We start from the raw sequence: 13,234 nt of genomic DNA on the forward strand, positions 1-13,234 counted from the left end.
GGGGTGCGAGTGTTCGATGGGGTGGATGGGGTGAGGGGTCTGCTGGGGATCAGGGGAACCGGAAGTGCGGCAAGGGGAGCTGTCGGCGGAGGGCGCCGGGCATGCGCGCAGCTGCTCGTCCCGGCGCTGGTGGCCGTCGTCGGACTGGTGCTCGGCGGTACCGGAGCGAACAGCGCCGAGGCCGCGTCGGTGTGCAGTGGACGGCCCGCGGAGACGGTGAAGTTCCCGACCGGCGAGCTGCGTGTGTACAAGAGCCGCGGCTATGCCTGCGCGGAGACGGTCACGACGAAGCCGGGCAAGCGCCGTGCGATGTCCGTCCGGCTCCAGGCGCGCGGCGGCGGGCCGGTCGTCGACAGCGGCCGGTTCACCACGCTGGCAGGCCCGGTGACGGTGCATGCGCTGCACCGGTGCGTACGGGCCTCGGGCTCGGTCGCGGGCGCCTCGGCCTCCACGGGATGGATCCTCTGCTCGCGCTGACATCCACGCGATGTTCACGCTGACGCTGTGACAACAGGGGCTGGCGGGCCGGGTGTTGCCCCCGCTAGGTTCACGCTGAATGCTGTGAATCAAGGGGAGGGTGTATGCGCAAGACGCTCAGAGGTCTCGTGTCGCTGGCGGTGCTCATAGGCACGGTGGGCGCGACGGGTGCCTCGGCCGGTGCGGCCACCGCCGCGGAACCGGCCGCGTTGGAGTCCGCCCGGACCGCTGCGGGCAGTGACAGCGATACGAACGCGGACATCAAGGACCGCATCCTGGCCATCCCGGGAATGAGCCTGATCGAGGAGAAGCCGTACGCGGGCTACCGCTACTTCGTCCTCAACTACACCCAGCCGATCGATCACCGGCACCCGTCCAAGGGCACGTTCCAGCAGCGGATCACCCTGCTGCACAAGGACACGTCCCGCCCGACGGTCTTCTACACCAGCGGCTACAACGTCTCCACGAACCCCAGCCGCTCCGAGCCGACCCGGATCGTCGACGGCAACCAGGTCTCGCTGGAGTACCGCTTCTTCACCCCGTCGCGCCCGGCGCCCGCCGACTGGTCGAAGCTCGACATCTGGCAGGCCGCCAGCGACCAGCACCGTGTCTTCACCGCGCTGAAGCAGATCTACTCCAAGAACTGGCTGGCCACCGGCGGTTCCAAGGGCGGCATGACCGCCACGTACTTCGAGCGCTTCTACCCCCAGGACATGGACGGCGTCGTCGCGTACGTCGCGCCGAACGACGTGGTCAACAAGGAGGACTCGGCGTACGACCGGTTCTTCGAGAAGGTCGGCACCAAGGAGTGCCGCGACCGGCTGAACGGGGTGCAGCGCGAGGCGCTGATCCGCCGCGAGCCGCTGGAGAAGAAGTACAAGGAGTACGCCGCCGCGAACGGCTACACCTTCAACACCGTCGGCTCGCTCGACAAGGCGTACGAAGCCGTCGTCATGGACTACGTCTGGGCGTTCTGGCAGTACAGCCTGCTCTCCGACTGCGAGTCCATCCCGGCCGACGCCGCGACCGCCCCCGACGAGGCGATCTGGGACTCGGTGGACAGCATCTCCGGCTTCTCCGCCTACGCGGACCAGGGCCTGAGCACGTACACGCCGTACTACTACCAGGCGGGCACCCAGCTCGGCTCCCCGGACATCAGGCAACCGTGGCTCGGCCACCTCAGCCGGTACGGGTACCAGCCGCCGCGCAACTTCGTGCCGCGTGACATCCCGATGAAGTTCCAGCCGTCCGTGATGCGTGACGTCGACAGCTGGATCAAGCACCACGCCCACCACATGCTGTACGTGTACGGGGAGAACGACCCGTGGGGCGCGGAGCGGTTCCGCCTCGGTGCGGGCGCCCGTGACAGCTACGTCTACACGGTGGCCGGCGGGAACCACGGCTCCAATGTGGCCGGTCTCGCCGCCGACGAGAACGCGAAGGCCACCGCGGCCGTGCTGCGCTGGGCGGGTGTCGCCCCGGCCGCCGTGCAGTCGGACCCGGCGAAGGCGAAGCCGCTCGCGCCGTACGACGCGCGGCTCGACAAGCGGGACGTGACGAGCGAGCGCAGGCAGGGCCCCGCACTGCGGCCGTAACGGCCCGGAACGGCGTCCCGTAACGGCACGGACGCCCGGTCCACCTGACGTGTACGACAGGTGGACCGGGCGTCCGGCGGTCAGTACGTCAGGCCGTAGCCGATCGGGTACAGCACCTGCGTCGCGTCGTCCGCCCGCTGCACCGGTACCGGCAGCCTGCCCCCCGGTTCGGCGTGGCCCGCGATCACCCGTGCGGCCGCCCGCAGTTCGACGTCCGTCCAGGAGTAGGTGGCCAGGCTCGCTGCGTGGGCGGGCAGTTGGGCGATGTCGTACGGGTTGCGGATCGCCACGGTGATCACCGGGACGCCGGTCGCCACGAGCGCACCGACCAGGGTGCGCTGCGAGTTGGTCGCCGACACGTTGTACGTCCCCACGACCACCGCGTCCTTGCCCTGCGCGGCCGCCACCGCTTCGGCGATCTTCGCCTGGGTGGGCGCGGTGCCGGTGGACAGTGCGGTCGCCGTGTGACCCAGTTCGCCGAAGGCGGTGGCGAGGGTGGTGGTCGGCGGCCCGGTGGTGCCGGACGGAGAGGCCGGATCGGCGCCGACCACCAGCAGGTTCTTGTGGGAGCGGCGGGACAGTGGCAGCACTGCACGGTCGTTGGTGAGCAGCGTCGTGGTGTTCTCCGCGATCCGGTCGGCGGCGGCGAGGTGCGACCGGGTGCCGACGACACGGTCCACACCCCGGTGGGTGACGAACGGGTCGTCGAACAACCCCAGCTTCGTCTTCAGCCGCAGGATGCGCAGGATCGATTCCTCGAGCCGGGCCTCGCTGATCTCACCGCTCTTCACGGCATTCAGGAGCCCGTTCCAGGAAACGTCGAGGTCCGGCGGGTTCAGCAGCTGGTCCACGCCCGCCTGCAGGGCGAGGACGGGCACGCGCTCGTCGCCGTACTTCGTCCGCACGCCCTCCATGCCGAGCGAGTCCGTGATCACGACACCGTCGTAGCCGAGCTCTTCGCGCAGGATGCCGGTGAGGATCGGCCGGGACAGCGTGGCCGGGTCCTCGGCCGGGTCGAGTGCGGGGACGACGATGTGCGCGGTCATGATCGAGTCGATGCCGGCGGCGATCGCGGCCCGGAACGGCGGGGAGTCGAGCTCGGCCCACTGCTCGCGGGTGTGGTGGATGTACGGCAGGCCGGTGTGGCTGTCGGTGTTCGTGTCACCGTGGCCGGGGAAGTGCTTGGCCGTCGAGGCGATCCCGGAGCTCTGGTACCCCTTCACCTGGGAGGCGACCATCGCGGCCACGGCCTGCGGATCGGCACCGAAGGAACGTACGCCGATGACCGGGTTGGCCGGGTTGACGTTGACGTCGGCGTCCGGGGCGTAGTTCTGGTTGATGCCGATCGCGGCCAGCTCGGCGCCCGCGATCTGCCCGGCCCGCCGGGCGTCGGAGCGCGAACCGCCCGCACCCAGCGCCATCGCGCCCGGCATCAGCGTGGCGGGCTCGCCGACGCGGCAGACGATGCCGTGCTCCTGGTCGGTGGAGATGAGCAGCGGCAGGGGGGTGGGGCCGGCGAGACCGGCGTGCTGGATGCCGTTGGACAGATCGGCGATCTGGTGCGGATCGCGGGTGTTGTGCGCCCAGGCGAAGTAGATGATGCCGCCGACGTGGTATTTGGCGATCAGCTCCGCGGCGGTACGGACCCCGATCTCGGCCAGGTTGGCGTCGATGTCGGCCTGGTCGGGCTCGGTGGCGGAGTGCCCGTACACCCGCATCACGAAGAGCTGGCCGACCTTCTCCTCCAGGCTCATCCGTGAGATGAGCTGCTTGAGGCGCTTGGTGGTGGAGGCGGAGTGGGAAGCGGAGGCTGCGGCGGCTCCCGGGGCGGAGATCGCGCCGGTCGCGGCCGCAGCGACGGTCGCGGCGGTGACGGTGAGAAGCGTGCGTCTGGAGGTGCGGTGTTGCACGTGAGCTCCTTCGGCCGTACTCGGTGACGAGGGGGTGGTGAAAGAAACTTCCAAGGGTCACGGATATCCAGAAAGTAACTTCCGGTCAAGAGGGCGGTCCGACAAACGGATCGGACATCGCTCGTGAGCAGCTCGCACGGCCCACCGCCCCTCACCCCTGCGCCAACCCCACCGCCGCTCCCCGCTCCTGCAGCGCCGCCACCGCCGCCGTGATCGCGGGCCGCCGCGCCGCCTGCGTACGCCACAACGCGTACAGCCTGCGCACCGGTACGGGATCGAGCCGTACCGCCACCACCCCGGCCGGCAACGGTCCCCGGCCCAGCCGCGGGATCATCGCGACCCCGAGACCGGCGGCGAGCAGCGCCAGCTGGGTGTGGTTCTCCTCCGCCTGGTGCCGGATGTCCGGCACGTAACCCGCCGCCCGCAGCGTCCGTACGAGCCAGTCGTGGCAGACCGTCCCCGGCGGCTGGCAGATCCACCGCTCCTTCGCCAGCTCCTCGCGCCGCACCGCGTCCCGCCCGGCGAGCCGGTGGCCCTCGGGCACCAGAAGATCGCACCGGTCGTCGCCGATCACGGCCTGTGCCACGCCTTCCGGGGCGGGCAGCGGGGCGATGTCCCAGTCGTGCGCGACCGCCAGGTCGATCACGCCCTTGGCGACGAGATCGACCGACAGATGGGGGTCGACCTCGGTCAGCCGGATGTCCAGGGCCGGGTGGTCCCGGTCCAGCCCGGCCAGCACGCCGGGCAGCAGACCGCGCGCGGCGGAGGCGAAGGCGCCGATGGACAGCTGCCCCGTGGGCAGCCCCCTGCGCTCCTCCAGCGTCGTCTCCGCGCGCTCCACGATCGCCAGCAACTGCTGGGCTGTGGCGGCAAGATGGAGGGCGTCCTCGGTGAGCGCGACACCGCGGCCACGCCGCTCCAGCAGCGTCGTACGGGTCTCCCGCTCCAGCTTGGTGATCTGCTGGGAGACCGCCGATGGGGTGTAGCCGAGCGCGGCGGCGGCGCCCGCGACGGAGCCGTGGACGGAGACGGCGTGCAGGGCGCGCAGCCGGGACAGATCGAGCACCGGAACCTCCCGGGTCCACCGGATTCATCAGCAATGCTCAATTCCACCATGAAGAAATCCGCGCTGGTGCTACATGGTCCGGGCGGGCGAACCTCGGACCATGCGTCCCCTTCACATCGCCCTGGCCGCCCTGGTTGCTGCCGTCTGGGGTGTCAATTTCGTCGTCATCGAGGTCGGCCTCGCCCACTTCCCGCCGCTGCTCTTCTCCGCCCTGCGCTTCCTGGTGGCCGCGCTGCCAGCGGTGTTCTTCGTCGGGCGCCCCAAGGTGGCCTGGAAGTGGATCGTGAGCGTCGGACTGGTTCTGGGCGTGGCGAAGTTCGGTCTGCTGTTCATCGGCATGGACCGGGGAATGCCCGCCGGACTCTCCTCCCTGGTGCTCCAGGTCCAGGCGGTCTTCACCGCCCTGTTCGCGGCGGTCGCGCTCGGCGAACGGCCGGGCGGAATCCGGGTGGTGGGAATGGCCGTGGCCCTTGCGGGCATCGGGGTCGCGGCGGTCGACGAGGGGGCGAGCGGCCCGGTGCTCGCCTTCGCGCTGGTGATCGCGGCGGCGGCCTGCTGGGGCGTGTCGAACGTGCTGACCCGCAAGGCCGCCCCGCCGGACCCCCTCAACTTCATGGTCTGGGTCTCGACCGTGCCCGTACTGCCGCTGCTCGGTCTCTCCCTGCTCTTCGAGGGCGGGCAGCGCGACGCCGACGCACTGGCCGCGCTGGACTGGAGCGGCGTCGGCATCATCGTGTACGTCGCCTGGATCACCACCGTCTTCGGCTTCGGGGCGTGGGGTTTCCTGCTGCGCCATCACCCGGCGTCGTCCGTGGCCCCGTTCACCCTGCTCGTCCCGGTCTTCGGAATGTCCTCGGCCGCACTGTTCCTGGACGAGTCGGTGAGCCTGCTGCGGTGGTGTGCGGCCGCGCTGCTGGTGGGCGGGGTGGCGCTGACGTCGCTGGCGGGCGCGCGCCGGCCGCGCCCCGCGGCGACGGAGACCGCGGAACCACAGCCGGCGCGTGCCTGAACCGGGCGCCTACTCCTTCGGCGCGCCCAGCCGCGCAAGATGGTCGCGTCCCGCGGCCAGCAGTCCGGGCAGCTCGTCCGCGGCCGGGTGCCAGCGCTTCTCGTACTCCCAGCAGACCCAGCTGCCGGGGTCCAGGGTGTCGAGGCACGCCCGGAGCGGCAGCACCCCGGCGCCGAGGGGCAGCGGCCGGGTGTCCTCCGCCGACGCGATGTCCTTCACCTGTACGTATCCCAGGTGCGGGGCGAGCACCGCATGGCTCGCGGCCGGTTCCTCGCCGGCCAGCCAGGTGTGCATGATGTCCCACAGCGCACCGACCTGCCGGTGCCCGACCACCCCCACGACGCGGGCCACGTCGGCGCCGGCCCGGTGCGAGTCATGGGTCTCCAGGAGGATCCGCACGCCCAGGTCGGCGGCGTGCGGAGCGGCGGCGCCCAGCCGGCGGGCGGCGTTCGCGTCGGCCACGTCCGGGTCCAGCGCGCCACCGCCCGGGAAGACCCGGACGTTCGCCGCGCCGAGATCCCGCGCCAGCTCCACCAGGGCGGCGATCTCGTCCAGCACCGGCTGGTCGTCCCCCTCGGCGGCGACCCGGGCATACCCGGCGAGGGTCAGGATCTCCACCCCGCCCCGCTTGAACTCATCGGCCACGTCGGCGCGTTCGGCCGGGGAGAGACCCGGGTGCACCGGCTCCTCGGGGTGGGCGCGCAGCTCCACCCCCTGATAGCCGTGCTCGACGGCGAGCCGGATGACGTCGGCGACCGGCATCCCCGGCACACCGAGGGTCGAGAAAGCGAGCTTCACGATTGCGTGTTCCTTCCGTCGGTACGTGCCCCTGCGCCTGGCGGACCGGATGTTCCCGCCGGACCGGACAGCGGCCCGCACATCATCGGCCCACGGCACGCGGTACGGGTACCCGCGACCCGGCGGCGCAATCAGCGGGCGCCGTCGTCGACAGGGGAGCCGCCGGTCCTGACCACGATCTCCCGGCCCTCGGGGGGGCAGGACGAGATCCTGGCCGAAGGGCAGCACATCGTCGTCGCGGTACGTGCCGGTGCGCGTCGGTGCCGGTGGACGGGGCAGGAACCTGCCGACCACGCCAACGCGGAGGTCACTTCCGCGGCGGCGCCGTCGACCCCCGCACCATCAGCTCCGCCGTGATCGTCGCGATGCCCCCCGGCGGCGGTGTCTCCTTGCCCATCGCCAGCCGGCCCGCCCGGGCCCCCGCCTCGAACAGCGGCAGTCGTACGGTCGTCAGCGCCGGGACCGCGTCCACGGAGAACGGCAGATCGTCGAAGCCGGCCACGGAGACGTCCTCGGGGATGCGTAGCCCGCGGTCCCGGACGGCGGCGCACGCGCCCAGCGCGACGGTGTCGTTGGCGGCGACGATCGCCGTCACCTCCGGTTCGCGGCGCAGGAGTTCGAGCGTCGCGTCGTAACCGGACCGGCGGTCGTACGGGCCGTGCACGGTGAGGCGTTCCTCGTCGCCGCCCAGCCCGGCGGCCCGCAGTGCCTCGTGGTGGCCCTCCAGCCGGTGGCGGGTGGTGGTCCGCTCCACCGGCCCGGCGACGTAGCCGATCCGCCGGTGGCCGAGCGAGACCAGATGGTCGGTGAGACGCCGGCCGCCGCCCCGGTTGTCGAAGGCGAGCGCCGCCACGACCGCCTCGCTCTCCGGCAGCGGGGGCCGCCCGCACAGCACCACCCGGGTTCCCGCGTCCGCGAGTTTCGCCAGTTTCGCGGCCATCGCGGCCTGGTGGGCCGGGTCCTCCACGGCGCCGCCGGTCAGGACGACGGCGGCGGCGCGCTGGCGCTGGAGCAGGGTGAGGTAGGTGAGTTCGCGTTCGGGGGAGCCGCCGGTGTTGCAGACGACGGCGAGCTTCTCGCCGCCGGCCCGCCCGGATCCGTCGCCCGGGCCGCCGATCTCGGTCTGCGCCGCTCCCGCCATGATCCCGAAGAACGGGTCGGCGATGTCGTTGACCAGAATGCCGACCAGATCGGACGTGGCGGCCGCGAGCGAGCTGGCCGGTCCGTTCAGTACGTAGTCCAGGTCGTCCACCGCGCGCAGCACCCGCTCCCGGGTGGACGCCGCGACCGGGTAGTTGCCGTTGAGCACGCGGGAAACGGTCGCGGGCGACACCCGGGCGCGAGCCGCCACGTCCGCCAGGGTGACTGTCATCGCATCCTCCGAAGGTTTTGGGCCGGGCCCTTGTCCGGGCCGCTGTCGGCAGGCTAGCGTCATACCGCATAGAAAGCGCTTGCTACGGCTGTATGGAGGGGAACTTCGTGACACGCAGGACAGTGCGCATCGCCATGAACGGCGTCACGGGTCGCATGGGATACCGGCAGCACCTGGTGCGTTCGATCCTCGCGATCCGCGAGCAGGGCGGTCTCGACCTCGGCGGCGGCGAGGTGCTGTGGCCCGAGCCCGTCCTCGTCGGCCGCCGCGCCCATGCGCTGGAGGAACTCGCGGCCCGGCACGGTCTGACCGAGTGGTCGACCGATCTCGACGCGGTCCTCGCGGACGACACGATCGACATCTACTTCGACGCCCAGGTCACCTCGGCCCGCGTCGAAGCGATCAAGAAGGCGATCGCCGCGGGCAAGCACGTCTACACCGAGAAGCCCACCGCCACGGACGTCGAAGGGGCTCTGGAGCTGGCCCGCCTCGCCCGCGATGCCGGCATCAAGCACGGCGTGGTCCAGGACAAGATCTTCCTGCCGGGCCTGCTGAAGCTGAAGCGCCTCATCGACGGCGGCTTCTTCGGCGAGATCCTCTCCGTCCGCGGCGAGTTCGGCTACTGGGTCTTCGAGGGCGACTGGCAGGAGGCCCAGCGCCCGTCCTGGAACTACCGGGCCGAGGACGGCGGCGGCATCGTCGTCGACATGTTCCCGCACTGGGAGTACGTACTCCACGAGCTGTTCGGCCAGGTCGCGACCGTTCAGGCGCACGTCCAGACGCACATCCCGCAGCGCTGGGACGAGCAGGGCAAGCCGTACGCCGCCACCGCCGACGATGCCGCGTACGGCATCTTCCAGCTGGCGAGCGGCGCCGTCGCCCAGATCAACTCCTCCTGGGCCGTGCGCGTCAACCGCGACGAGCTCGTCGAGTTCCAGGTCGACGGAACGCACGGCTCCGCCGTCGCCGGACTGCGCAACTGCCGTGTCCAGCACCGCTCGGCCACCCCCAAGCCGGTCTGGAACCCGGACCTCCCGGTCACCGAGCCGTTCCGTGACCAGTGGCAGGAAGTCCCCGACAACGCCGTGTTCGACAACGGCTTCAAGGCCCAGTGGGAGCTCTTCCTGCGCCACATCGTGCTCGACGAGCCGTACACCTGGGACCTCATGGCCGGCGCCCGCGGCGTGCAGCTCGCCGAGCTCGGCCTCAAGTCGTCCGCCGAGGGCCGCCGCCTGGACGTACCGGAGCTGACCCTGTGACCATCCGTCTCCCGCAGGGCCCGTACGAACCCCGCAGCACGCCGCTCGACCTCGTACCGGGCGGGGCGCCGCTCACCTCCCGCACGGTCTTCTCGGCCGCCCATGTCGTTGCCGACCCGTACGCCGACATCAGCCCCGACGGCCCCGCGGCCGTCGACTGGGACGCCACCCTCGCCTTCCGGCGCCACCTCTGGTCGCACGGCCTCGGTGTCGCCGAAGCCATGGACACCGCCCAGCGCGGCATGGGGCTGGACTGGGCCGGCGCCGCCGAACTCATCCGCCGCTCCGCCGCCGAGGCGAAGGCGGTCGGCGGCCGGATCGCCTGCGGTGTCGGCACCGACCAGCTCCCCGCCGGCCCGGCCACGCTCGCCGGGGTGAAGGCCGCGTACGAGGAGCAGCTCTCCCTCGTCGAGGAGAGCGGCGCCCAGGCCATCCTGATGGCGTCCCGTGCGCTGGCCGCCGCGGCACGCGGCCCCGAGGACTACCTGGAGACGTACGCGCACCTGCTGCGCCAGGCCTCGGAACCGGTCGTCCTGCACTGGCTCGGCCCGATGTTCGACCCGGCGCTGGAGGGCTACTGGGGGGCGGCGGACCTCGACGCCGCCACCGACACCTTCCTGAAGGTCATCGCCGACCACCCGGACAAGGTCGACGGCATCAAGATCTCGCTCCTCGACGCCGAGCGCGAGGTCGACGTACGCCGCCGCCTTCCCGACGGGGTCCGCTGCTACACCGGCGACGACTTCAACTACCCCGAGCTGATCGCGGGCGACGACCGGGGCTTCAGCCACGCGCTGCTCGGCATCTTCGACCCGCTCGGCCCGCTGGCCGCGCACGCGGTACGGGTCCTGGACACCGGGGACGTCAAGGGCTTCCGAGAACTCCTCGACCCGACGGTCGAGCTGTCCCGGCACCTCTTCCAGGCCCCGACCCGCTTCTACAAGACGGGCGTGGTCTTCCTGGCCTGGCTGGCCGGCCACCAGGACCATTTCACGATGGTCGGCGGCCTGCAGTCCGCCCGCTCGCTGCCGCACCTGGCCAAGGCGTACGAACTCGCCGACCGGCTGGGCCTGTTCCCCGACCCGGAGCTGGCCGAATCCCGGATGCGCGCCCTGCTCACGGTCAACGGAGGTGTCCGGTGACGGACCTGTCACGTCTGAGCATCAACCAGGAGACCATCAAGCAGTGGTCGCTGCCCGAACTCGTCGAGGGCTGCGGCAAGGCGGGCATCGACAAGGTCGGCCTGTGGCGGGCCCCTGTCCAGGAGTACGGAGTCGAGCGCACCGCCCGGCTGCTCGCCGACGCGGGGATCTCCGTCACCAGTCTCTGCCGGGGCGGCTTCTTCACGGCACTCGACCCGGCCGAGCGGGCCCGCGCCCTGGACGACAACCGCACCGCGATCGACGAGGCGGCGGCCCTGTCGACCGACACCCTGGTCCTGGTCTCCGGCGGTCTCCCGGCGGGCAGCCGCGACCTGCACGGCGCGAGGGAGCGCATCGCGGACGCGCTGGCGGAGCTGGGCCCGTACGCGCGGGAGCGCGGCGTACGGCTGGCGATCGAACCGCTGCACCCGATGTTCGCCTCGGACCGCTGCGTCGTCTCCACCCTGGCCCAGGCCCTGGACATCGCCGAGCGCTTCCCGGCGGAGCAGGTCGGCGTGGTCGTCGACACGTACCACATCTGGTGGGACGACCAGGCGCCCGCGCAGATCGTGCGGGCGGGCCGGGGCGGCCGCATCCACTCGTTCCAGCTGGCGGACTGGATCACCCCGCTCCCCGCGGGCGTCCTCGTCGGACGGGGCCAACTCGGCGACGGCAGCGTGGACTTCCGCGCCTTCCGCGAGGCGGTCGAGACCACCGGCTTCACCGGCCCCATCGAGGTGGAGATCTTCAACGAGGACCTGTGGGCGCGTGACGGCGCCGAAGTCCTCGCGGAGGTCGCGGCCAGGTATCTGGAACACGCCTGCTGAGAGCGGGGGCGTCACGCCGGGCAAAGAGATCGCAAAGGCGTGCAACCCTTTGCCGCCCTGCCGGGTCGTATCTTGCGTCGGGCGCTTCCGGGGAGGGATCCGGGGGGATCGGGAAGCCCTGACGATGGAGGGGGAAAGCGAGAGGGGCCCGGTCTTCGGACCGGGCCTCGTTTCGCTTCCCGGGGCGCGATTCACTCACGGCGTGACGCGGTGGGAGCCGCTGTCACCAGGACGAGCGGAACGCCGTCGCAGGGCCGCAGCCGGAGTCCGCCGTGTTCGACGTGGGTGGTCCGGCCGTCCAGTGCCGTCGCGAAGACCGGGTCCTTGGTGAGTGAGCCGACCAGGTGGCGGGGGTCGGTGGAGGCGGCGACCCGGCCGCGTGCGTTCACCAGGCGGGCGGGTTCCGGCAGGCGTTGGAGCAGAGGCGTGACGACCGCTTCGAAGCGCCGCAGGTAGACATCGGCTGCCGTCACTCCCAGGAAGCGCCCTCCGGCCGTCACCGGTGCGGAGAGAGTGAGGCTGTACTCGTCGGAGCAGAGGTAGTCGACGTACGGCCCGGCGACGGCGCGCTGCCCGGTGTCGCGGGGCAGGGTGTACCACTCCCAGTGGGTGTAGTCGGAGTACGGCGAGCGCTCCGGGTCCAGGTCGAGCAACAGCGGATGCACGGACCCGTCGACGGCGGTCTGCCACCACTCGAGCCATGCCGGCACGTCGTCGAGCAGTCCCGGCGCCGCGACGAAGCCGAGCCCGGATACCAGCTCGCACTCGGCGAGGCGGGCGTGCAGGCCGGGGCGGAGCGCGGCCAGTTCGGCGGAGACCGGACGGCGGCCCGCGGCGACGAACGGGGCGAGCAGTGCCTCGGTGTCCGCAGCGGTCCTGGCCACGGCCTCGAAGACGCCTTCGAGCGCATCACCGATGCGGCCGGCCGCATCGGCGACAGCGATCTCGTCAGGTGCGACCGGTCCGGCGCTTGCGGGACGGGGACTGCTGCCCATCGGGGGCCTCCTTCGGACGGGGACCGCGCGCACCGTCGGCAGAGCCGAGGCGGAGTTCGATCAGGCGCGCCATGAAGGCCTGCACGCATTGTTCGGCCAGGGTCCTGGCACGGTCATCCGCCCCATCATGCACGGCCGAGATCACGGCGTGGTGACGATCCACGGAGTCCTTCAGATGCTCGTCCTCACCGAGCGGGAGGCGCAGCAGCGCCCCCAATTCGGTCTGGAGAGTGACCTCTTCCCTGGTCAGTCGGGCGGACTGGGCGGCCGCGGCCAACTCGACATGGAAGCGCCCGAAGATGCGACTGCGCGCCCCGGAGTCCTTGGCGTCCACCAACTCTCCCAGAGACCTGCGCAGGTGCTGCAGATCGTCGGGCTCGGTGCGCTGGGCCGCGAGCCGGGCGGCGGCCCCGGACACGGCCGCCCAGTGGTCGGCGAGATCACGGAGTTCCTCGGTGCTCCACTCGGAGAGACGGGCCAGCAGCCGGTCCTCGGCAGGGCCGTCGGGCACGGTGACGAAGCTGCCTCCGCCACGCCCTCTGCGGGTGGTGACCAGCCCCTGCTGCCGCAACGCCATCAGGGCTTCCCGCAGGGTCACGGTGGAGACGCCGAGCTGGGCCGCGAGGTCGGTCTCGCCGGGGAGTTGCTCGCCGTCGGCGAGCAACCCGAGATCGATGGCGTCACCGAGACGCCGCACGACGGCGTCCACGCGGGCCAGGGTGTCGACGGGCGTGAAGACGACTCTGCGGGCGCCGGGTTTGTCTCGTTTCACGATCACCACCTT

Annotated in this window: 12 protein-coding genes; 6 read left to right on the top strand and 6 right to left on the bottom strand. The window is 71.6% G+C overall.

What is annotated here, in order from left to right; genetic code table 11:
• The first annotated feature begins 30 nt into the window (after positions 1-30).
• Positions 31-477, top strand: coding sequence for a hypothetical protein (locus tag OG878_RS25595; protein ID WP_328888938.1), 447 nt, complete (start codon positions 31-33; stop codon positions 475-477).
• Positions 478-581: 104 nt separating this feature from the next.
• Positions 582-2,072 (top strand): S28 family serine protease, encoded by a 1,491-nt coding sequence (locus OG878_RS25600; RefSeq protein WP_328888939.1) that lies wholly within the window; start codon positions 582-584, stop codon positions 2,070-2,072.
• Positions 2,073-2,152: 80 nt separating this feature from the next.
• On the opposite strand, the gene OG878_RS25605 is transcribed toward OG878_RS25600, so the two are convergent.
• On the bottom strand, positions 2,153-3,982 hold the full coding sequence (locus tag OG878_RS25605; protein WP_328888940.1) for a glycoside hydrolase family 3 protein: 1,830 nt from the start codon (positions 3,980-3,982) through the stop codon (positions 2,153-2,155).
• A 151-nt stretch (positions 3,983-4,133) separates the two neighbouring features.
• The gene (locus OG878_RS25610; RefSeq protein WP_328888941.1) at positions 4,134-5,048 is read right to left on the bottom strand and encodes a LysR family transcriptional regulator; all 915 of its coding nucleotides are present in this window, start codon (positions 5,046-5,048) and stop codon (positions 4,134-4,136) included.
• A 100-nt stretch (positions 5,049-5,148) separates the two neighbouring features.
• On the opposite strand from OG878_RS25610, the gene OG878_RS25615 reads away from it, so the two are divergent.
• Positions 5,149-6,057, top strand: coding sequence for an EamA family transporter (locus OG878_RS25615; protein WP_328888942.1), 909 nt, complete (start codon positions 5,149-5,151; stop codon positions 6,055-6,057).
• A 9-nt stretch (positions 6,058-6,066) separates the two neighbouring features.
• Here OG878_RS25615 and OG878_RS25620 read toward each other — a convergent pair whose 3' ends face one another.
• Together OG878_RS25620 and OG878_RS25625 are read right to left on the bottom strand one after the other, a co-directional pair.
• The gene (locus tag OG878_RS25620; protein ID WP_328888943.1) at positions 6,067-6,855 is read right to left on the bottom strand and encodes a sugar phosphate isomerase/epimerase family protein; all 789 of its coding nucleotides are present in this window, start codon (positions 6,853-6,855) and stop codon (positions 6,067-6,069) included.
• Between the two features lie 307 nt (positions 6,856-7,162).
• On the bottom strand, positions 7,163-8,227 hold the full coding sequence (locus tag OG878_RS25625) for a LacI family DNA-binding transcriptional regulator (protein WP_328888944.1): 1,065 nt from the start codon (positions 8,225-8,227) through the stop codon (positions 7,163-7,165).
• Between the two features lie 107 nt (positions 8,228-8,334).
• On the opposite strand from OG878_RS25625, the gene OG878_RS25630 reads away from it, so the two are divergent.
• The 3 genes from OG878_RS25630 to OG878_RS25640 are packed head-to-tail and all read left to right on the top strand — an operon-like array spanning position 8,335 to position 11,455.
• Positions 8,335-9,486, top strand: a complete 1,152-nt coding sequence (locus OG878_RS25630) for a Gfo/Idh/MocA family protein (RefSeq protein ID WP_328888945.1) — start codon at positions 8,335-8,337, stop codon at positions 9,484-9,486.
• Entirely contained in the window at positions 9,483-10,628 is a 1,146-nt protein-coding gene (locus OG878_RS25635) for a dihydrodipicolinate synthase family protein (RefSeq protein WP_328888946.1), read from the top strand. The genes OG878_RS25630 and OG878_RS25635 overlap by 4 nt, the downstream gene beginning before the upstream one ends.
• The gene (locus OG878_RS25640; protein ID WP_328888947.1) at positions 10,625-11,455 is read left to right on the top strand and encodes a sugar phosphate isomerase/epimerase family protein; all 831 of its coding nucleotides are present in this window, start codon (positions 10,625-10,627) and stop codon (positions 11,453-11,455) included. Before OG878_RS25635 ends, OG878_RS25640 begins: the two co-directional genes overlap by 4 nt.
• Positions 11,456-11,646: 191 nt before the next feature.
• Here the strand turns inward: OG878_RS25640 and OG878_RS25645 are convergent, their stop codons facing one another.
• Together OG878_RS25645 and OG878_RS25650 are read right to left on the bottom strand one after the other, a co-directional pair.
• Complete coding sequence (locus tag OG878_RS25645; protein WP_328888948.1) at positions 11,647-12,450, bottom strand: cache domain-containing protein; 804 nt, start codon at positions 12,448-12,450, stop codon at positions 11,647-11,649.
• Positions 12,404-13,222, bottom strand: a complete 819-nt coding sequence (locus OG878_RS25650) for a FadR/GntR family transcriptional regulator (protein ID WP_328888949.1) — start codon at positions 13,220-13,222, stop codon at positions 12,404-12,406. The genes OG878_RS25645 and OG878_RS25650 overlap by 47 nt, the downstream gene beginning before the upstream one ends.
• Between the last annotated feature and the right edge of the window lie 12 nt (positions 13,223-13,234).

The organism is Streptomyces sp. NBC_00316 (genome assembly GCF_036158715.1).
Classification (GTDB): domain Bacteria; phylum Actinomycetota; class Actinomycetes; order Streptomycetales; family Streptomycetaceae; genus Streptomyces.